This window comes from Halomonas bluephagenesis, from assembly GCF_054790765.1.
The window spans coordinates 2,648,524-2,668,686 of the sequence record NZ_CP133631.1 but is presented as its reverse complement, the minus strand read 5'-3'; the positions used below and the strand labels follow the sequence as shown (position 1 = coordinate 2,668,686).

16 protein-coding genes are annotated in these 20,163 nt (G+C 54.6%); 11 read left to right on the top strand and 5 right to left on the bottom strand.

Annotation, left to right across the window (positions count from 1 at the left end; all coding sequences use genetic code 11):
* Nucleotides 1-14 precede the first annotated feature (14 nt).
* Nucleotides 15-1,529 carry an ABC transporter substrate-binding protein gene (locus REH51_RS12000; protein WP_498935855.1) on the top strand — a complete coding sequence of 505 codons (1,515 nt, stop codon included), beginning with the start codon at nt 15-17 and terminating at the stop codon, nt 1,527-1,529.
* A 13-nt stretch (nt 1,530-1,542) separates the two neighbouring features.
* On the top strand, nt 1,543-3,306 hold the full coding sequence (locus REH51_RS11995; protein WP_498935853.1) for an ABC transporter permease subunit: 1,764 nt from the start codon (nt 1,543-1,545) through the stop codon (nt 3,304-3,306).
* Between the two features lie 94 nt (nt 3,307-3,400).
* Here the strand turns inward: REH51_RS11995 and bfr are convergent, their stop codons facing one another.
* The 5 genes from bfr to lptF all read right to left on the bottom strand — a co-directional run bounded on the left by bfr (nt 3,401) and on the right by lptF (nt 7,079).
* Entirely contained in the window at nt 3,401-3,886 is a 486-nt protein-coding gene (bfr, locus tag REH51_RS11990; RefSeq protein WP_009724215.1) for a bacterioferritin, read from the bottom strand.
* 157 nt (nt 3,887-4,043) lie between these two features.
* Nucleotides 4,044-4,250: a (2Fe-2S)-binding protein gene (locus REH51_RS11985; protein ID WP_009724213.1), complete on the bottom strand. Its 207-nt coding sequence runs from the start codon at nt 4,248-4,250 to the stop codon at nt 4,044-4,046.
* A gap of 158 nt (nt 4,251-4,408) precedes the next feature.
* Nucleotides 4,409-4,894: an RDD family protein gene (locus REH51_RS11980; protein WP_009724212.1), complete on the bottom strand. Its 486-nt coding sequence runs from the start codon at nt 4,892-4,894 to the stop codon at nt 4,409-4,411.
* Nucleotides 4,895-4,919: 25 nt separating this feature from the next.
* Nucleotides 4,920-5,984, bottom strand: coding sequence for an LPS export ABC transporter permease LptG (gene lptG / locus REH51_RS11975; RefSeq protein ID WP_498935851.1), 1,065 nt, complete (start codon nt 5,982-5,984; stop codon nt 4,920-4,922).
* A 15-nt stretch (nt 5,985-5,999) separates the two neighbouring features.
* The gene (gene lptF / locus REH51_RS11970; RefSeq protein WP_083817078.1) at nt 6,000-7,079 is read right to left on the bottom strand and encodes an LPS export ABC transporter permease LptF; all 1,080 of its coding nucleotides are present in this window, start codon (nt 7,077-7,079) and stop codon (nt 6,000-6,002) included.
* Between the two features lie 150 nt (nt 7,080-7,229).
* Here lptF and REH51_RS11965 point away from each other — a divergent pair, with 150 nt between their 5' ends.
* The 9 genes from REH51_RS11965 to REH51_RS11925 all read left to right on the top strand — a co-directional run bounded on the left by REH51_RS11965 (nt 7,230) and on the right by REH51_RS11925 (nt 20,147).
* The gene (locus tag REH51_RS11965) at nt 7,230-8,750 is read left to right on the top strand and encodes a leucyl aminopeptidase (protein ID WP_498935849.1); all 1,521 of its coding nucleotides are present in this window, start codon (nt 7,230-7,232) and stop codon (nt 8,748-8,750) included.
* A gap of 152 nt (nt 8,751-8,902) precedes the next feature.
* Nucleotides 8,903-10,024, top strand: coding sequence for a branched-chain amino acid aminotransferase (locus tag REH51_RS11960; protein WP_498935847.1), 1,122 nt, complete (start codon nt 8,903-8,905; stop codon nt 10,022-10,024).
* Nucleotides 10,025-10,126: 102 nt separating this feature from the next.
* Entirely contained in the window at nt 10,127-10,564 is a 438-nt protein-coding gene (locus REH51_RS11955; RefSeq protein ID WP_009724207.1) for a DNA polymerase III subunit chi, read from the top strand.
* 56 nt (nt 10,565-10,620) lie between these two features.
* Entirely contained in the window at nt 10,621-13,089 is a 2,469-nt protein-coding gene (locus REH51_RS11950; RefSeq protein ID WP_498935845.1) for a type I restriction-modification system subunit M, read from the top strand.
* Nucleotides 13,086-14,411 (top strand): restriction endonuclease subunit S, encoded by a 1,326-nt coding sequence (locus REH51_RS11945; protein WP_498935843.1) that lies wholly within the window; start codon nt 13,086-13,088, stop codon nt 14,409-14,411. The genes REH51_RS11950 and REH51_RS11945 overlap by 4 nt, the downstream gene beginning before the upstream one ends.
* A gap of 54 nt (nt 14,412-14,465) precedes the next feature.
* Nucleotides 14,466-15,926, top strand: a complete 1,461-nt coding sequence (locus tag REH51_RS11940) for an RNA/DNA-binding domain-containing protein (RefSeq protein ID WP_009724203.1) — start codon at nt 14,466-14,468, stop codon at nt 15,924-15,926.
* A gap of 3 nt (nt 15,927-15,929) precedes the next feature.
* Nucleotides 15,930-19,046 (top strand): type I restriction endonuclease subunit R, encoded by a 3,117-nt coding sequence (locus tag REH51_RS11935; RefSeq protein ID WP_009724202.1) that lies wholly within the window; start codon nt 15,930-15,932, stop codon nt 19,044-19,046.
* Entirely contained in the window at nt 19,043-19,753 is a 711-nt protein-coding gene (locus REH51_RS11930) for a M48 family metallopeptidase (protein WP_009724201.1), read from the top strand. The genes REH51_RS11935 and REH51_RS11930 overlap by 4 nt, the downstream gene beginning before the upstream one ends.
* Nucleotide 19,754: 1 nt before the next feature.
* Entirely contained in the window at nt 19,755-20,147 is a 393-nt protein-coding gene (locus tag REH51_RS11925) for a hypothetical protein (protein ID WP_009724200.1), read from the top strand.
* Nucleotides 20,148-20,163 lie beyond the last annotated feature (16 nt).

Sequence of the window (20,163 nt, the reverse complement as noted above, 5' to 3'; positions counted from 1 at the left end):
CTGGAGTCGTTACGATGCTACGCCGCCCGCTGCGCCTTTCTCTGCCTATTGCCCTTGCTGCCCCCCTACTGCTTGCTGGCTGTTTCGATGAACAGCGCGACCCCGCCTCATCAGAAGCTGGTGAGCGGATCAGCCTGGCCATGCTGCAACCACCTCGCTCGGGATTAACCCCCCTTTCCGACGATGCTTTCAAACTGTCGCGCTGGAGCGCAGCAGAAACCCTGATTCGACTGGATGACAGCAGCGACCCACAGCCATTTCTGGCCACCGAGTGGGAGCAGCTCGATGCCAACACATGGCGGTTTGTGATTCGCGATGGAGTCACCTTTCATGATGGCACAACCCTGACAGCTAACGACGTAGTGAACGCTCTTACTGCGGCCACCAAAGCCGCCCCCAAGCCACGCATTTTAGACGGCGTGAACATGACCATCGAAGACGATGGTGATAACGCGGTGGTTGTGCGCACAGAAACCGATGACCCGCTGATTCCCAACCGCCTTTCAAGCCCGCAACTAGCGATTCTGGCCGCCAGCGCCTATGGCGAAGATGGCCGGGTTAACCCCATCAAAGCGGGTACCGGCCCGTTCGTATTAACAGAGATCAACGGCACTACCAGCGCACATCTAGACCGCTTTGATGACTACTGGGGCGAGCCCGCCAAAGTGGCCGGTATTGATGCTGATTATGTCCCCGACGGCACCGCTCGAGCGGCAGCCTTGAGAACCGGCGCGGCAGATGTGGTTGAAGCAATTCCAGTCTCCCAGGTGGCGCTGCTTGACCCTGAGTTAGTCCACGAAGTGCCCATGCCACGCACCAATACGCTTTACCTGAATACCGAATCAGGCCCAATGACCGACCCCGGCCTTCGCGCAGCCGTCCGCGAAGCGGTAGACCGCTCCGCTATTGTGAATACCGTTTACGAAGGGCGCGCGGATATCGCCGAAGGGTTGCTCGGCCCGGCGCTAGCGTGGGCAAGCAACTACCGCACCCCGCTTGAAGATCGCACCTTACCCACTGAGCCAAACGGCACTGAAATCACCCTAGCAACCTTCACCGACCGCGCCGAGCTGCCCGAAGTGGCCGTACTGCTTGAACAGCAGTTGACCCGTGCAGGCTTTAACGTGAACCAAGAAGTGCGCGAATACGCGCATATAGAGGCAGACGCCTTAGCCGGTGAATTTGACGCCTTTATTCTTTCGCGTGCCACCGTCCTCGACTCCGGCGACCCGGTGGCCTATATGTTTAGCGATTTCGCTTGTGCGGGCTCTTTCAACATCGCTCAGCTGTGTGACCCCGCCGTCGATGAAGCGCTGGCCAATGCCGCCATACTGCCCACCGGAGATGAGCGCCGTCAGGCAATTAGCGAGGCGGAAGCAGCTATTTTACGCACCGATGCGGCTATTCCGATGCTCCACGAACGCGTTATTCAGGGCGAGTCGGCGCGGGTCTCTAACGCCGAGCGCGACCCCCGCGAGCGCATGCTAATTACTGAAGAGACCACCATTGTCGCCGACAGTGACTCCTAAGGGTGCGCCCCGTATGACAACCGCAATACCGCTGCGCCTATGGCGCAGCTTGCGCATCACGGCCTTTATTCCGCTGCTCTCACGTTTGCTAACGTTAGCCGGTGTGGTGGTGCTGGTAGGGCTACTGCCATGGTTATCCGGCAGAGATCCAGCGCTGAGCATTTTGCGAGCGCGCTCTGCTGAGCAGGAAGCCACGCCCGAAGCCTTAGCAGCCATTCGTGCTCAGTTAGGCCTTGATCTTGGCCCCTTCGAAAAGCTACAGAGCTGGCTGATGGGCCTGCTGCATGGCGATGCAGGCAATTCCTGGATCTCCGGCGCACCCGTGCTACCAGGTATGTTAAAAAGCGCCCAGGTATCACTTACACTAATGACCTTTGGCATGCTGGTAGCGATAATTACCGCTACGCTTATCTGCCTACCCGTAGTACGGCGTGGTTTGAGAGGTCAGGTCAGCCGCTCTTCCGGCGCGATTGGCGCAGCATTGACGGCCCTGCCTGAGTTCCTACTCGCCTCAATACTGCTAGTCGTGTTTGCGGCATGGCTTAATTGGCTGCCGCCTTACGGCTGGCGAGGTTTTAGCTATGCCATATTGCCCGCCTTTGCGCTGGGCCTTCCGGCGGGCGGATTATTGGGGCGCTTGTTTAGCGATGGCCTTGCGGCCACCTTCAGCGAGCGCTGGGTCGCTACCTGGAACGTAGCGGGCTTCTCAAGCAGCCGCATTATCATAGCCGCACTGCGACGCACCTTACCGAGCCTTATGCCTCAGGTCGGCATGGTGATGGTGGGCCTGACGGGAGGAGCCATTGCCGTCGAACAGGTGTTCTCCATTCCAGGTCTGGGCCGAGCAACGCTTGGTGCAGCATCTGCCCAGGACCTACCGGCCCTGCAAACTGGCATTCTGATTCTGCTGATTATCGCCATTATATTAGGCAGCCTGGCCAATATTGGTCGCGTACTGTTACTAGGCCGTGCCTTTCAGCTCGGGGCTCTACCCGTAGCGCATAGCGAACAGCGTATTCAACGCAGGGCATGGATCGTACCCGTCATCGCGATGTTGCTGCTATTTGTGCTAATCGCTGCAGGGATTGGTCGCGACCCGTTTAGCTCTGCGTTTATGCGTCTAGAGTCACCAAGCCTTGCGCTACCACTAGGTGCCGACGGCACTGGGCGCGATATTTTGGCACGGGTGGCTCACGGTGCGCTGTCCACCATGGGCATGGCAACAGTCGTCGTATTCTTTTCGCTAGTCATAGGGCTACTGATTGGACTAGCTCCCAAGCTAGCCACTGGCCCTATTGAAATCACCAAGGCAACGCCACCCACCATTGCGGGGTTGATTGTCGCGGGGCTAATAGGGCCAAGTGCTAGCGGCGCGATCATTGCGGTAACAGCCGTAGCTTGGGCTCCGCTTGCAGCGCACACAGCGGCACTGGTGGCGGAAGTGAAAGCCCAGCCCCACGTTCGCATTACGCCGATGCTAGGCGTGGGGCATTTCCGCTTAATGAGCCGCTACATCTTGCCGGCGGTGCTTGGCCCCGTGTTTCGCCACGCCATGCTGCGCCTACCCGGCGTGGCGCTGGCCTTGGCGGCACTTGGCTTTCTCGGCCTGGGCCCCCGCCCGCCTTCGCCGGAGTGGGGGCTGATCCTTGCCGAAGGCATGCCCTATATTGAGCGAGCCCCCTGGGCAGTGCTGATTCCTGCGCTAGCACTGATTTTGCTATCGGTACTGGCGGGGTCACTTTCAAGTATTGTGGGCTTGCGCAAGCTACCTCGCTAAGATCATCAAGCGCAAAAATAGAAGACGTAAACAGCCCCAAACAAAACGGGCAGCCATTTGGCTGCCCGTTTTGCTTTAATCCAGTTAAGCGGTGTTACTCTTCGTCAGTCGCCAACTGCATATGTTTTTGCAGGTAGTTCTGGATACCCACTTTATCGATCAGACCAAGCTGCGTTTCGATATGGTCGATATGGCTTTCTTCATCGGCAAGCAGGTCGCGCAGTAGATCACGAGTCACGTAATCTTTAACGCTTTCACAATAGGTAATCGCTTCGATGTAGTCGTTGCGGCCGTCGTGCTCAATTTTTAGATCGCTTTCGAGCATTTCTTTGACGTTTTCGCCAATATGTAGCTTGCCTAGATCCTGAAGGTTAGGAATGCCTTCAAGGAATAGAATACGTTCGATGAGTTTATCGGCGTGCTGCATCTCCTCAATAGACTCATCGTATTCCCACTTGGCAAGCTCTTTAAAGCCCCAGTCTTTGTACATTTTGGCATGCAAGAAATACTGGTTGATCGCTACCAGTTCGTTACCGAGGGCGATATTGAGATGCTGAATGACCTTGGGATCACCTTTCATGACGTCACCTTTCTTAGTGTGCAATTACTACGCTAACTAGAGAGTATAGGCCATAAAAAGGCTTACTCCCAACGATGTTGGGAGTATATAGCAAGTGACTAAAAACTCAAAAAAATCATATATTTGCTAACGATAACCCTAACAATAGTGATTCGCGTCACACAGCGTAGGCAAGCCCCATATTCGCTTCGCAACGAGCCTCCTGAACCGCTTCACGGGTAAGCGATTTAGCAAAACAGGCGCATTTGCCACACTGGGTTGCACAACCTGTGGCTTCGCGTACTTCTCGCCAGCTGCGCGCTCCGTCGCTAACGTGCTGGCGAATCTGATGGTCGGTTACTCCCTTGCACACGCAAACGTACATGGCGACACCTCATAAAGATCATGAGATGAATGTAAATGATTCGCATACATCTTTTCAAGTAGAAATGGATGCTTTTTGGTAGCCATTCGTCTTAATAAAAATGAGCCATATGTTAACGTCTTGTCATAACAATATTTTTAGCAAAAAAGGCGATGAAATTATTTTTTCGGTAGCACCACCGTTTGCGTATTAGAAGCGATATCCGGCCAGCTTCTCCGCTGCCGATCAAATAAGACCCACCAGTAACCAATGCCAAATGCGGCGAGGGAAAGCCAGGCTGTCACGCAGCGAATTAGGCTTTGCTTAAGCGTAATCGCATGACCATCGACAGTTTGCACCCTCAGCCGCCACGCCTGCATGCCTAGCGTCATGCCGCCGCGCCGCCAAGAGTAGACAAAGAACAGCGTGACAAAAAACAACAGCATCAATCTAAGGCTCCAGATATCGAACGAGGTTGTGCCTATCTCATCTGCCTGTTGCCCCAGCAAAAACCGAAAAAATGCCAGATGAGCCACCGTTACCGTGATCCAAATGGCCGTCACCAGAAAACCGTCATACAGCATCGCGCCCAAACGGCGGCTTAAACCAGCAGGCCAGACACTATCTAATTGGGTAAAGCGTCGGGTGTTCGTCACCTTGCTCATTCTCTTTCACCTATCGCAGCCCCAACTAACCGTTGCGGCGTAAGAAATAAATACCCACCGCCGCGCAGGCAAGGGTTGGTACCAACACTGCCCACACAGGCGAAAAACCAAAAATGGTTGACGCAGGCGCCAGCAGGTCTTGTACATACTTAAAAACAAGACCTGTTACCACGCCATAAAACACTCGCGTACCCGCCGCTACCGTGCGCAATGGGCCAAACACAAAGGAAGCGGCGATTAATACCAGCGATCCCATCGTTAGCGGCATCAGTACTTTTTGCCAGAAGTAGAGCAACGGTTGATCAGCTTGGAGGTTTTGGCTTTGCAAAAAGTTGGCGTACGCCCACAGCTCACTGGGTGCCTGACTCTCAATATCGCGCAGCAGGCGCTCCAATTGGGTAGGCGTCAACGCTGTCTCCCAACCTGCACGCTCCTGATATGCCGATTCAGTATGATCATCAAAAATACGCGTAGTGGTAACGCCTTCAAGCTGCCATGCGCCCTCTTCCCAATGGGCACGATTAGCATGGGTGGCCTCAATCAATCGACGCTCATCAAAACGATAGCGCGTTAAATCCAGCACCACGTTATCCGCACGAATAGCGCCAAAGCGATAGACACTTTCTCCTTCGAACTGCCAGCCACTGCGGCTGGGTAGTAGCGCTCCTTCACCCTGGCGCTGCTCTAAACGCCATGCCTCGGCAAATTGCTCAGTGCGGGGAGATACAAATTCGGCGACCAGCAGTACCACTACTACCACTAACAACACCGGCTTCATGACGCCCCAGAGAATCCGCGCAAGCGAACGACCAGCGGCACGCATTACGGTTAATTCGTTGCTGGAAGCCATACTCCCCAAGCCAATCAGCGCGCCAATTAACACCGCCACCGGGGCATATTGATAAAAACGCCAGGGCAGGCGCATCCCCAAATAAAGCAGCACATCTAACGCGGTATAGTTACCTTGGGTGTCACCTAAATCACCGATATAGGCAATGGTGATATCCAAGCCAAGTAAGACGAACTGAACAACAATGATGGCCGCTAATACGTTGCGGGCAATATAACGATCAAGACGATCAGCAAGCATGTGTGAGCCCCTTCATTAGCGCATTCCTTTACGTTGCGAGTGCCATAGCAGTAAGCAGCCCAGCGCCAGGAACAGCCCGTGTACTGGCCAAACACCAATAGCAACCGCTAGCGAGCCGCTACCAATGGCATCTACCGCCGCCAGCAGCAGGCTTAAATAGGCCACATAAAGAAAGACGGCAGGCAGCAGTTTGGCAAACCGCCCTTGACGAGGGTTTACTCTGGAAAGCGGCTGGGCCAGTAATGCCAAAACAAACACCATTAGCGGCAACCCCGCTCGCCACTGAAACTGAGCTTGGGCACGAGGACTGGGGTCGTTCCATAGTTCAGTGGTGGTCGCGTACTCTAATGAATCCAGCTCTTGTCGATTCCGGCTCAAACCCAGGCGCAGCGTGTAACGCTCAAACGTTAGCCGCTCGGCCACTTGCCTGCCTGGCGTCACGCCATACCGCTCGCCATCCTCCAGCACTAGAAAACGGCTGCCGGTTTCCATGCTGGTTTCTTGATAACCAGAACCTGCCCGGGTCACGTAGCTATGGGTCTTTTCCGCCCCAGAAACGGGCTGCTCATGAACCAGCACTTCCTGCATTTCGGTGCCATCACTACTGAAATCGCTGATGTAAGCGGTACGCCCTCCACCGAAATCTTGGAATCGCCCTGGCGCCAGTACTGACACATCTAGTCGGCTGCGTTGCTCTTCAAGCGCGGCCTCAGTTTGTAGCGCACCCGCAGGCGTTAGCCACAAACTACAAAGCCCCACCAGCACCGCCACGACCGAAGCAGGTAACAGCGTTACTCGCAACAGACGCATAGGGCTCATACCACAAGCCACCATCACGGTAATTTCACTGTTCATATAAAGCTGACCATAGGCCAGCAATATCCCCAGGAAAAAAGATAGCGGTAGGATCAGCTCCATAAATCCAGGCAGGTGAAAAACCATGAGGCTGCCTAAAATGGTGACAGGAATGTCGCCCTCTGCCGCATCAGAGAAATAGCGAATAAAACGGCTGCCCATGATGACCAGCAGCAAAATTCCAGCCACCGCTGACATCGTCAGTAATACTTCGCGAGTTAAGTACCGAAATAAAATCAACGCACTCTCCGGCTAGTAGCGCAGGTTGCAATGCAATGCGCCCATGGCTTGGGTACACTAATCAAACTGTTATCAAAAACCTGTTATCAAAAAACCTAAGTAACGGGGCATTATCCCGAATCACTCGATGCTTGTCTTGTTGGAGACGTCATGGAATTTTCCGTTCAGACCGCAACCCCAGCCAAAGCCGAAACGGCTTGCCTCGTTTTGCCTGTCTTTAAAGGTAGCGACTTACTGCCCGCCGTTGCCAAATTAGATGACGCGAGCGAGCGGCTAATTGGCCAGTTGCTAGACCGTGGCGACTTTGATGCCACGCTGGGCAATGTGCAGCTTGTCCCCTTTGCGCCGGGCCTGGGCGCTGAACGTTTATTGCTCGTTGGCCTGGGCGAACGCGAAAAATGTCAGGAAGCAGCGTTTATTAAAGCCTTAGACGCCGCCATGGCAGCGTTGACCAAGCTGCCAATTGACGAAGCTAGCGCTACGTTTACCGATGTTCCCCTTGAAGATCGTGACACTGCCTGGAAAGCCCGTAAAACGCTGGAGGCAGCAGAGCGCGCCATTTATCGCTTTGATCAGTTCAAATCATCGCCCGCAAAAGCCCCCAGCCTGGCCAAGCTGAACCTTATTGTCAGCGATGCCGACGAAGCTCCCATGGCCAAACAAGGAGCAGCGCTGGGTACCGCCATTGGCCAGGGTATCAACGTCACTCGAACCCTAGGTAACTTGCCAGGCAATGTCTGTACACCTCGCTATTTAGCCGAACAAGCCGAACAGCTGGGCCGCGAATCCCAAGGCGCCCTTGAGGTTGAAATTTTAGATGAAGAGGCGCTAGAAGCGCTGGGTGCTGGTTCACTGCTTTCTGTTGGACGCGGTAGTCAAGAACCGACACGCCTGATCGTGATGAAATACCAGGGAGCGGAAAATCCTGAAGAAGCGCCCCATGTGCTAGTGGGCAAAGGCATCACCTTCGATACCGGTGGTATTTCGCTGAAGCCCGGCGAAGGCATGGATGAAATGAAGTTCGACATGGGCGGTGCGGCTAGCGTATTCGGCACCGTAAAAGCAGTACTCGCCATTAAGCCCAAGCTAAACGTGGTGTTTATTGTTGCCGCCGCTGAAAACATGCCTGACGGTGCAGCCACCAAACCCGGCGATATTATCAAAACCCTGAAGGGGTTGACGGTTGAAGTACTCAACACCGATGCCGAAGGCCGCTTGGTGCTGTGCGATGCGCTTACCTACGCCGAGCGTTTCACCCCGGCCAGCGTGGTTGATATTGCCACCCTCACTGGTGCTGTCATTATTGGCCTTGGCCACCATGCAACGGGCCTGCTTTCCAACGATGATGACTTGGCACTTGACCTGCTGGACGCTGGCGAAGCAGCTTGGGATCGTGCTTGGCATCTGCCGCTATGGGATGAGTATCAGGAACAGCTAGATTCTAATTTCGCCGACTTGGCCAATATTGGTGGCCGCCCGGCAGGCACCATTACGGCAGCCTGTTTCCTATCACGCTTTGCCGACCACTTCCCCTGGGCGCATCTGGATATCGCGGGCACCGCCTGGCACTCCGGCAAACAAAAAGGCGCTACCGGCCGACCAGTAGGACTGCTCACCCAGTACTTGCTTGATCGTGAGGCCGATGCACAAGTAGAAAATAGCGACGGCTAACATCACAATCAGGCGATCAACGGTTGCCATTGGTTGACGTAAACGTTACATCTAAGGGCATTAGCGTGCGTACTGTTTTCAGGGCGCACGCTACGCCAAATAAACACTAACACTTGCCCTTCGGGGCCAGGCTATAGCGGAGAGAATACGCCGTGCCCACAGCTTCAGATACCCAGCTTGAATCACACTTTGAAATACTGCCGTCCAATCAACCGATGGCTGATGAGATTCGTGACAACATTCTGCAAAACCCAGGTTTTGGCAAGCACTTCACTGACCACATGGCCCACGTCCGCTGGACAGTCGACGCCGACTGGCACGGCCATCAAGTGCGCCCCTATGGCCCGCTCACCCTCGACCCAGCGGCCTCTGTGCTGCACTACGGTCAGGAAATTTTTGAAGGCATTAAAGCGTATCGCCATGCCGATGGCTCTATCTGGACGTTCCGCCCAGAGAAAAACGCCGAACGTTTTCGCCGCAGTGCCCGCCGTTTAGCGCTACCGGAGCTTCCCGATGAAGACTTCATCGGTTCACTGAAAGCGCTGCTGGCCCAAGACCACACCTGGGTGCCCACGCCCTCTAGCGATGCCGACGAGTCCAGCCTCTACCTACGTCCGTTCATGATCGCTTCCGAAGCCTTCCTAGGCGTACGTCCGGCCCATGAAGTGGACTACTACGTGATTGCCTCACCGGCGGCGGCTTACTTCAAGGGCGGCATTGAGCCGGTGTCTATCTGGCTCTCTTCCCACTACAAGCGTGCAGCCCCTGGCGGCACCGGCTTTGCCAAGTGCGGCGGGAACTACGCAGCCTCCCTGGCAGCTCAGAAAGAAGCCGCCGCGAATGGCTGCAGCCAGGTAGCGTTCTTAGACGCCGCTGAAAACAAGTGGATTGAAGAGCTGGGCGGTATGAACCTGTTCTTCGTTTATAAAGATGGTCGCTTAGTGACACCCCGTCTCACCGACACCATCCTTGAAGGCGTTACCCGCAACTCAGTGCTTACCCTGGCAAAAGATGCGGGCCTAACACCGGAAGAGCGCGCCATCAGCATCGATGAATGGCGCGAAGGCGCTGCGTCTGGTGAGATTACCGAAGTGTTCGCCTGCGGCACAGCAGCGGTCATTACCCCGGTCGGCGAACTGGTCACTGAAAACGAGCGTATTCGTTTACAAGGCGATGGCAACAACGAAATTGCCAAGCGCATCCGTAAAACGCTGCTCGACCTACAATATGGCCGCAGTGAAGATAAATACGGCTGGCTCACCCGGTTGGTATAGATCAGTTGGTATAAAGCAACTGGTATAACCTAGCTCCCTACCACCGCTAGCCGCGGTGGTAGGGACGGGTTTTGAAAAAAGCGGGAACCGCTGGAGCCTTTGATGGCACGTATCGATTTTTATATTCTTCCTGACACTACCCTGGAAGCGCGTCTGCAGTTTGCTTGCAAGCTAGCCGAAACTATTCACCGCAAAGGCTATCGATTACACCTGCACTGCGAAGATAAAGCCCTGGCAGAACAGGCCGACGAGGCCCTTTGGCAGTTCCGTGAAGATGCCTACCTACCCCACGCGCTGGAAGACAGCGACATGGCCGCCAGCGTGCCGATAACGCTAGGCTGGCAACAACTCCCCGTGCCAACGCAAGAGACCGCACTACTGAACTTGCACCCTGACATTCCCGACGGCGTGGAACGCTACTCCCGCATTGCCGAAATTATCAATCAGCACCAACAAGTACTGGTCGCCAAACGCGCCTGCTGGCAGCGCTATAAAGAAATGGGTCATGAAGTGGTGCCACATAAGTTGGGTAATGGCTGAGATAGTTGGTAAAAAAGTACGATCAAAATCAAAATCAGGTTGAGCAAGTAACCCATATGGCCATCAAGAAATCCGAACTTTACTCCTCCCTCTGGGCCTCCTGCGATGAGCTGCGCGGGGGAATGGACGCGTCCCAGTACAAGGACTACGTCCTGTTTATGCTGTTTATCAAGTACATTTCGGATAAGTACGCCGATTCGGACGACTTTGCCCCGCCGGTAGTCATCCCCAAGGGCGCCAGCTTCAAGGATATGATTCAGCTCAAGGGCAAAAGCGACATTGGCGACAAGATCAACACCCAGATCATTCAGCCTTTGATCGATAACAACTCCCGGCTGGCGCGCAGCGACTTCCCGGATTTCAACGACCCCAACAAGCTGGGCGAAGGCAAGGCGATGGTTGATCGCCTGACCAACCTGATTGGCATTTTCCAGAAGCCGGAGCTGGACTTTGCCAAGAATCGCGCCGAACACGACGATATTCTCGGCGATGCCTACGAATACCTGATGCGCCACTTTGCCAGTGAAAGCGGCAAGAGCAAGGGCCAGTTCTACACCCCCTCGGAAGTGAGCCGAGTCATCTCCCAGGTCATTGGCATTTCCCCGAAGACCGCCGTGGCTGCCACCACCGCTTATGACCCAACATGCGGGTCGGGCTCCCTATTGCTCAAAGTCGCTGCTGAAGCGGGCAAATACATCACGTTGGAAGGCCAAGAAAAGGACGTGACCACTGCCGGTCTCGCCCGCATGAACATGATCCTGCATAATTTTCCCAGCGCCAACATTCTGCAGGGTGATACGTTAGCCAACCCGAAATTCAAGAGTGACAACGGACAAGACCTGCGCACCTACGATTATGTCGTGGCCAATCCGCCCTTTTCCGATAAGGCTTGGAGTACCGGCTTAACGCCGGAGGACGACGAGTTTCAGCGCTTCAACTGGGGCGTTCCGCCCGCCAAGCAGGGCGACTATGCTTACTTGCTGCACATCGTTCGTTCCATGAAGAGCACCGGCAAGGGCGCGGTCATTTTGCCCCATGGTGTACTCTTCCGAGGCAACGCCGAAGCAGTTATCCGCAAGCAACTGGTGCGCTCCGGCATGCTCAAAGGCATCATCGGCTTTCCTGCCAACCTCTTCTACGGCCCCGGCACCCCCGCCTGTATCCTGGTGTTGGACAAGGAGAACGCCCAGGCTCGCAAAGGCATCTTTATGATCGATGCCTCAAAAGGCTTTATCAAAGACGGCAATAAAACCCGCCTGCGTGAGCAGGACATCCACCGCATGGTGGACTCCTTCAAAAAGCAAGTGTCCGTGCCGCGTTATGCCCGCATGGTGCCCTTTGATGAAATCGCCGACCCAAAAAACGATTTCAACCTCACCCTGCCGCGCTACATCGATACCAGCGAGCCGGAAGACCAGCACGACATCCACGCCCACCTCAACGGCGGCATTCCTTTACGGGATATCGACGGCGACGAGCATGCCATTCCACCGGTGCAAGGTTTGGCTGCCTACTGGCAGGTATTTCCGCAGTTGCGCCAAACCCTATTTCGGCCCAACCGCCGTCCAGGCTACGCCGACCCGGCAATAAAAGCAGCGGCCATCAAACCCGCCATCCTGGAGCACCAGGAGTTCGCCGCCTTTCGCCAAGAGGTAATCGGCCTATTCAACGACTGGCGCGAGCGTAACACGCCACGCCTGAGAGCCTTCGGTGAAGACAGCCAACCCAAGGCACTGATCACAGAAGTGGGCGAAGACCTGCTCGACAGTTTCCGTAACGCGCCATTGCTGGATCCTTACGATATTTACCAGCATCTGATGGACTATTGGTACGAGACACTGCAAGACGATGCCTACGAAATCGCCGCCGACGGCTGGGTGGCCAAGACCCGCCGAATCAAGGAAGAGATCACCAGCGGCAAGAAAAAAGGCCAGCTGAAAGACAAAGGCTGGACGTGCGACCTGCTGCCCAAGCCTTACATGGTTGCGCACTACTTTGCCGAGCAGCAGGCAGAGCTGGATGCCCTGCAAACCGAGCTGGACACCCTCGCCAGCCAGATCACCGAGCTGGAAGAAGAGCACGGCGGCGAAGACGGCGCTTTTGCCGAGCTGGATAAAATTAATAAGGGCGAAGTCACCAAGCGCTTGAAAGAGATCAAGAAAGACCCCGACTACGCTGATGAGGTCACTGTCCTCAAACAGTGGAGTGACCTGGAAAAGCGCCAAAGCGAACTGAAAAAACAAATCAAGGAACAAGACGCCGAACTAGACCAGCTCGCCCATGACAAATACCCAGAACTCACCGAAGTCGAAATCAAAACCCTAGTCGTCGACCACAAATGGCTCACCGCCCTGGAAGCCGCCGTGCAGGGTGAACTGGAGCGTGTTTCCCAAACCCTGACTTCTCGCGTGCGCCAACTAACTGAGCGCTACGCCACCCCCCTACCGCAACTCACCCAGCGGGTGGAAGTGTTGTCAGCCAAGGTGGATGAGCATCTGAAAAAGATGGGGGTCGAGTGGGCATGAGCAGCGAAGCAACGGACGTTCAAGAAGCATCGCCAAAGTATGGCTTCACAGCGGCTAAGCCTGCAGTACCTGCCGGGTATAAGCAGACCGAGGTTGGGATGATTCCTGAGGATTGGGAATTAAAACAGCTGTGTGAAATCACACAGATTCGTTCTGGTATCGCGAAGAACTCTTCAGCCCAAGTCCAAGATCCTATTCACGTTCACTATCTACGAGTTGCGAATGTTCAAGATGGATACCTTGATCTCTCAGATATGAGCCAGATCACCATTTCGCGGTCAGATTTGGCACGGTTCTCTGTGCAGTCCGGTGACGTCCTCATGAATGAGGGGGGTGATCGGGATAAACTGGGCCGAGGTGCAATCTGGCGTGGCCAATATCAGCCTTGCATACATCAAAATCACGTATTTGTGGTTAGGCCAAAGAAAGTAGTGGATCCAGAGTACCTTGCGTTCTGGTCTGCTGGTGATGAGGCTAGAAAGTATTTTCTGATTGCTGGAAGGCAAACAACCAACCTTGCATCAATTAACAAAACATCTCTCGGACAACTCCCAGTTGTGTTGCCTAGAGTATCTGAACAACGCGCCATCTCCACCGCTCTAAGCGACGTGGACGCCCTGCTGGAAGAACTGGATGGTCTGATCACCAAAAAACGTGACATTAAACAAGCCACCATGCAACAACTCCTCACCGGTCAAACCCGCCTGTCGGGCTTTAAGGAGGAGTGGCAGGCGAAAACACTCGCACATTTGGCTGAAATACGCAGTGGAGGCACGCCAAGCACATCAACCCCCGGATTCTGGAATGGGGGGATACCTTGGTGCACACCGACCGATATTACGGCTCTACGCGGCCAAAAACACCTTACCAACACTGAGAGAACAATTTCGCCGTCGGGGCTTCAAGCCAGCTCGGCTGAAACAATTCCTCCGAACTCTGTCATCATGACAACTAGAGCGACCATTGGTGAGTGCGCAATCAATACCGTTCCAATGACCACCAACCAAGGGTTTAAAAATCTAGTTCCTATAGCAGCAGACTGTGAGTTTCTTTATTACTTGATGACAATTCAAAAAAGCCGACTGGTACAGCTTTGTGCTGGCAGTACGTTTCTTGAAATCGGCAAAAAACAGTTGGATAAGTTTGATTTATACCTACCGGAAAGCCTGGATGAGCAAAAAGCTATAGCTGCCATACTTTCCGATATGGATACCGAAATAGACGCTTTGAAACAGCGCCGAGCTAAAACTGCCGCTCTCAAACAAGCCATGATGCAGGAGCTTTTGACTGGTCGCACACGATTGGTAAAGCCCAATGGTTAAGTCACTTTACAGGGCGTGGGGAAAGGAATATCCCCCCAAGCTGGAAGTAAAATAATGGATCAAACCGAACTGCTGAGCACTCTCTCCCGCGGCGAAGACAGCCGCCACCAGTTCAAACGCGATGCCACCAACGCGGATGGCCTTGCTGCTGAACTGGCTGCCTTTGCCAACAGTGGCGGTGGCTGGCTGTTTCTGGGCGTTAATGATGACGGCTCGATTGCGGGGCTGGATAGTGCGGCGGTTCGGCGATTGAACCAGTTGCTGGGCAACGCCGCTTCCCAGCATGTGCGCCCACCCGTGCATCCACTTACCGAGAATGTGCAGACGGATCAGGGCATCGTGATAGCGATGGAGGTGCCTGATGGCTTAGCCAAACCGTATCTCGATAATCAAGGCCGCATCTGGGTGAAACAAGGCTCTGATAAGCGGCATGTGACCTCCCGAGAAGAGCTGCAACGCATGTTCCAGCGTTCCGGGCTGGTTTACGCTGATGTGGTGCCAGTGGCGGGCACTTCCACCGATGATATCGACGACAAAGCTTTTACCATCTACTTTAATCGTCGCTATGGCGAGAACAGCGAGTTTTCAGGCCTCACACGGGAGCAGTTGCTACAGAACCTGGGGCTGGGCGATGGACAGGAGCTGAATCTGGCGGGGCTGATGCTGTTTGGTCGAAATCCGCAGCGTTGGCGTCCCGCCTTTGAGGTAAAGGCGGTGGCCTTCCCCAGCACCGCGCTTCACGATACCCGCTACCTGGATAGTGAAGATATCAAGGGCACCCTACTGGAGCAGTTCCGAGGTGCTTTCGCCTTTATCAAACGCAACCTGCACCATGTACAGCACGGACGGAGCTTCAACACCCTAGGCGAGCTGGAAATTCCCGAAACGGCTCTGGAAGAGCTGCTGGTCAATGCCTTGATCCACCGGGACTACTTCACCAGTGCCTCCGTCCGCTTGATGGTCTTTACCGACCGCGTGGAGATCGTCAGCCCTGGCCACCTACCGGACAGCCTGAGCCCCGACGACATTAGCCGGGGAAAGACCATCCGCCGCAACCCCACGCTCACTGAACATGCTTCTCACATCCTGCCTTATCGCGGCATGGGCAGCGGTATCCCTCGCGCGCTGGAAGCCTGGCCACAAATTGACCTAGTGGACGACCCAGCGGGAAATCAGTTCAGAACGGTGATCTGGCGGCCAGAAGCAGAGTGGCCCGGGAAAGTGACCAACCAAGTCACTCCACCAGTCACTCCACCAGTCACTCCACCAGTCACTCCACCAGTGGAGAGGTTGCTGGGACTGTTGGCAGAAGAAGGTGAACTCTCGAATGCTAGCCTCAGGGAACACCTAAAACTCAAGGATCGTACTCATGTGCGCAAGCACTATATCGATCCGGCTCTGGAGCAGGGGTTAATTGAGTATACGATCCCAGACAAACCTAATAGCCGCCTACAAAAATACCGCCTAACGGCCGCTGGCAAAGCATGGCTTCAACAACAAAACAACAAGGGATAATTCATGGCTGTAAACCCTCGCCCAGAAAGTGAAACCCAGCACCGCGTAGTAACGCTGTTTACTCAGTCTGAGAAAGACGGTGGGCTAGGCTATCAATACCTGGGCGACTGGAACAAACGGGGGAATAACCGCGCTATAGAGCCCGCGCTGCTGCGCACCAGCCTGCAGGCGCGAGGTTACTCGGACGCCCATATCGCACAGGCCCTACAAAAGCTGGAAGCCGCCGCCGATGTTACTGGGGTGGGGCTCTACCAGGCCAATATGCGCACCTACAGCCTGCTGCGCTACCCGGTAAAAGTGCTACTTTCACCGGGTAAGCCCCATGAAGATGTGCACTTGATCGACTGGGAACACCCCGAAAATAACGATTTCGCGTTGGCCGAGGAAGTCACCCTCAAGGGCGGGCATGAGCGGCGGCCTGATATTGTGCTTTACCTTAACGGTTTGGCGGTGGCAGTCATTGAACTCAAGCGCAGCTCGGTAGAGGCCGCTGACGGCGTTCGTCAGTTGATAACTAACCAAGAGCCGCTGTTCAACGAGGCGTTTTTCAGCACCTCGCAGTTGCTGTTGGCGGGCAGCGATTCCCAGGGCCTGCGTTATGGCACTACCGGCACCCCGGAGCAGTTCTTTGTTCAATGGAAGGACGAAGACCACCCAGAGGAGATCAGCCCAGGCACACTGCTGGATCGGCCACTGGCGCAGCTCTGCTGCAAGGAGCGGTTGCTGGATGTAATGCGCAACTTCGTGATCTTCGATGCCGGGCAGAAAAAGGTACCGCGCCCGCACCAGTACTTCGGGATCAAGGCAGCGCAGGCCCGGGTAGCCAAGCGCGAAGGCGGCGTGATCTGGCACACCCAGGGCAGCGGTAAGAGCATACTAATGGTGCTGCTGGCCAAGTGGCTACTGGAGCATGATCCAGAGGGGCGCATTCTGGTGGTGACCGACCGGGACGAGTTGGATCAGCAGATTGTCGGCGTCATGCGCAACGCTGGCGTGGTGGGCGAAGACGCGCCCTCCCCACGCATTAACTCCCGCGCCCAGTTTGTAGAGAAATTGAGCGCCAGCACGCCCCGCCTACTGTGCGCCCTGGTGCATAAGTTTGACCCATCTGACTTTAAAGGCGAGCCACCGCAGGTTCAGGGGCGCTTTTATGTGTTCGTGGACGAGTGCCACCGCACCCAAGGTGGCCACCTGAACAAACAGATGAAGCGCTGGCTGGCGGATGCCATTTTTATCGGCTTTACCGGTACGCCCCTGCTGCGCAAAGACAAACAGACTACCCGCGAGGTGTTCGGCACTTACATTCACACCTATAAGTTTCCCGAGGCGGTAGCCGATAAAGTCGTTTTGGATTTGAAGTATGAAGCTCGGGATGTGCCCCAGCGACTAACTTCACAAGAAGCAGTGGATGCTTGGTTTGAGCACGCCACCAAGAACCTGAATAACTATCAAAAGGCGATCTTGCGCAACAAGTGGGCGACGTTGGAACATCTGATGAGTGCCAAGGAGCGTAAGGAACGCATCATTGCCAATATCATTGAGGATTTCAGCCGCAAGCCGCGCCTAAACAACCACCGAGGCACTGCCATGCTGGTGGCAGCCTCGATCTACGATGCCTGCCATTATTTTCGACTATTTCACAACACGTATTTTGGTAAATACTGCGGCATCATCACGTCCTTCGATCCCAACCACAACGCCATCTCTCGCGAATCGGAACACAGTGGTGAGCGCTATAAGTTTGATACCTACAAGCAGTATGTCTTGAAAGATGGCCAGTCCACCCAGCAATACGAAAATGAATTGAAACGCCGCTTCAAGGAAGAACCAGCCAATTGCAAACTGTTGATCGTGGTAAGCAAACTACTCACCGGCTTTGACGCACCCTCCTGCACCTATATTTACCTGGATAACGAACTGCGCGATCACAACCTGTTCCAAGCTATCTGCCGCACGAACCGCCTGGATGGCGACGACAAGGACTATGGCCATATTGTCGATTTCAAGCAGCTGTTCGGTGATGTGCAGAACGCCATCGCGGTCTATAGCTCGGACGAGCTGGACCTTGATGACGGCGGTGCGGCTGAGAACAATATCGAACTGAAAGATTGGCTGAAAGAAGGCCGTGAGACACTGGACACTGCCCGCGAGGCACTCCACTACCTCTGCGACCCGGTATCGCCCCCCAAGGATATCGAACAGCATATCCACTATTTCTGTGGAGAGGCCTACAACCCCGAGGCGCTAGACAACACGGAGACGCTGCGGATTTCATTTTACAAGTCAGTCACCAGCTTTGTGCGCGCTTTTGCCAACATCAGCCAGCACATGAACGAAGCGGGCTATTCCGAGAGCGACATACAGCGGCTGAACGACGAAGTGGCGTTCTACAGCGAAGTGCGCGACGCCATTAAACGCCATTCCGGTGAAGAGCTGGATATCAAGCCCTTTGAAGCTGACATGCGCCATCTCATCAACACCTATATTCAGGCTGATCCTGCAAGCAATATGGGCGCGGTGGATTCCTACTCGCTGGTGGAGCTGATTGTAAACACTGGTATTCATGATGCGATTGCCCAGAAGCTCAATGCCAAAGGTAAGCTTTCGAACAATGCGGTGGCAGAAGGCATCATCAACAATGTGCGCAAAACCATTATCCGCGAACAGTTGACCGACCCACGCTTCTACGAAGAAATGTCGACGCTGCTCAATGACTTGATTGAGGAGTGGCGCTCTGAAACGGCCTCCTACAAGGAGTTTCTGACGCGGGCCGAAGAGTTGGTCAAGAAAATGAGTGCAGGTCAGGCGTCAAACGAGTTACCCAGCGTATTGAAAGACAAGCCTGAAGCAGTGGTACTGTTCAGAAACTTGCCCCATCTGGCACCTGAATCGGTCGATGATAAGGAACTGGCCGAAAAGCCACCGCAGTATATGGATCCTTGGGCGCAGCTGGCACTTCGGCTTGATGCCGCCATGCGTGAGCAAGTGCTCGCACACTGGAAGGGCGATGAGGTTAAGGAGCGACAAGTGCTCAACGTGCTCTATCCGCTCCTTAACCGCAACAGTGACGCCACCGAAGCGGTGTTTGACCTGATCAAAAATATGCACGGCTACGCATGACCGAAACGATCGAACTGGGCGACATCCATATCGCCGTTACCCGCAAGGCGGTGCGCAATGTACACCTATCCGTTCATCCACCAGAAGGCCGGGTGACGTTAGTAGCGCCTGACAACACACGTCTTGAGGTGGCCCGTGCCTATGCGATTTCAAAACTAGGTTGGATTCGCAGTCAGCAGTCCAAGCTCCAGCAGCAGGATAGGGAAACGCCCCGAAAATTTATTAAGCGAGAGAGTCACTATCTCTGGGGCCGCCGTTATTTGTTGAACGTCGAAGAGAAAGAAGCCCGCCCCAACATCAAGCTCGACCACAAACGCATCACGCTAAGGGTTCGGCCCGATAGCAGCCCTGAAAAACGCGCTCAAGTCATGCATGAGTGGCACAAACGTCTGCTCCACGAGGCAGTACCGCCACTGATCCAGCGATGGGAATCGAAGTTGGGAGTCACCGTCAACCGCTACTATCTTCAGCGCATGAAAACCAAATGGGGTAGCTGTAACCACCGAGCGGGCAACATCCGAATAAATACCGAGCTGGTAAAAAAGCCCAGAGACCTACTGGAATATATCATCGTCCACGAAATGACCCACCTGATTGAGCCGACTCACAATGAGCGCTTTATCTCTCTACTGGATCAACATTACCCCGTTTGGCGCGAGGCTCGAGATGAACTGAATGCCCTACCTTTGGCAGCAGAGGTCTGGTGAGATGCGCCAAATGAAGCCAGACACCGCATTGTTGCTAGCGATACTCGGCACCGCCGCCCTGCTGACATTGTTTACCCTGAATAAAGAAGATCCTCAGGGGGTTAACGAACTAAGCAAGCAGGATCAGTATGCGCTGGAAATCGGGCGTAAGGTGATCAGCATTCAAGCAGCACTGGAACAGCCGGAGCAGCCAGCCTCGGTCGAGGCAGTCAAAGCGCTGGCGCTGGATTCAAGACACTATGTCATGGTCAGGGGCTGGCTTTTACAGGAGTTGCTGTCCGCTGAAAGTTGGAAAGACACCTCCACTTACCACACATCAGAAGACTACAAGAACAAGGTAGACAGCCGCATCCGCGCGCTACAAAAAATGGTGGCCGCCATTGATTTGGAATAATGGTACTCATCGAAAA

Bases quoted from the DNA above. Each gene is read 5' to 3' on its own strand.
- REH51_RS11965 (WP_498935849.1), top strand. From the start codon at position 7,230: ATGGAATTTTCCGTTCAGACCGCAACCCCAGCCAAAGCCGAAACGGCT.
- REH51_RS11985 (WP_009724213.1), bottom strand. From the start codon at position 4,250: ATGTACGTTTGCGTGTGCAAGGGAGTAACCGACCATCAGATTCGCCAG.
- REH51_RS11950 (WP_498935845.1), top strand. From the start codon at position 10,621: ATGGCCATCAAGAAATCCGAACTTTACTCCTCCCTCTGGGCCTCCTGC.
- REH51_RS11935 (WP_009724202.1), top strand. From the start codon at position 15,930: ATGGCTGTAAACCCTCGCCCAGAAAGTGAAACCCAGCACCGCGTAGTA.
- REH51_RS11925 (WP_009724200.1), top strand. From the start codon at position 19,755: ATGCGCCAAATGAAGCCAGACACCGCATTGTTGCTAGCGATACTCGGC.
- REH51_RS11930 (WP_009724201.1), top strand. From the start codon at position 19,043: ATGACCGAAACGATCGAACTGGGCGACATCCATATCGCCGTTACCCGC.
- REH51_RS11955 (WP_009724207.1), top strand. From the start codon at position 10,127: ATGGCACGTATCGATTTTTATATTCTTCCTGACACTACCCTGGAAGCG.
- REH51_RS11940 (WP_009724203.1), top strand. From the start codon at position 14,466: ATGGATCAAACCGAACTGCTGAGCACTCTCTCCCGCGGCGAAGACAGC.
- REH51_RS11980 (WP_009724212.1), bottom strand. From the start codon at position 4,894: ATGAGCAAGGTGACGAACACCCGACGCTTTACCCAATTAGATAGTGTC.
- REH51_RS12000 (WP_498935855.1), top strand. From the start codon at position 15: ATGCTACGCCGCCCGCTGCGCCTTTCTCTGCCTATTGCCCTTGCTGCC.
- lptG (WP_498935851.1), bottom strand. From the start codon at position 5,984: ATGCTTGCTGATCGTCTTGATCGTTATATTGCCCGCAACGTATTAGCG.
- REH51_RS11995 (WP_498935853.1), top strand. From the start codon at position 1,543: ATGACAACCGCAATACCGCTGCGCCTATGGCGCAGCTTGCGCATCACG.
- bfr (WP_009724215.1), bottom strand. From the start codon at position 3,886: ATGAAAGGTGATCCCAAGGTCATTCAGCATCTCAATATCGCCCTCGGT.
- REH51_RS11945 (WP_498935843.1), top strand. From the start codon at position 13,086: ATGAGCAGCGAAGCAACGGACGTTCAAGAAGCATCGCCAAAGTATGGC.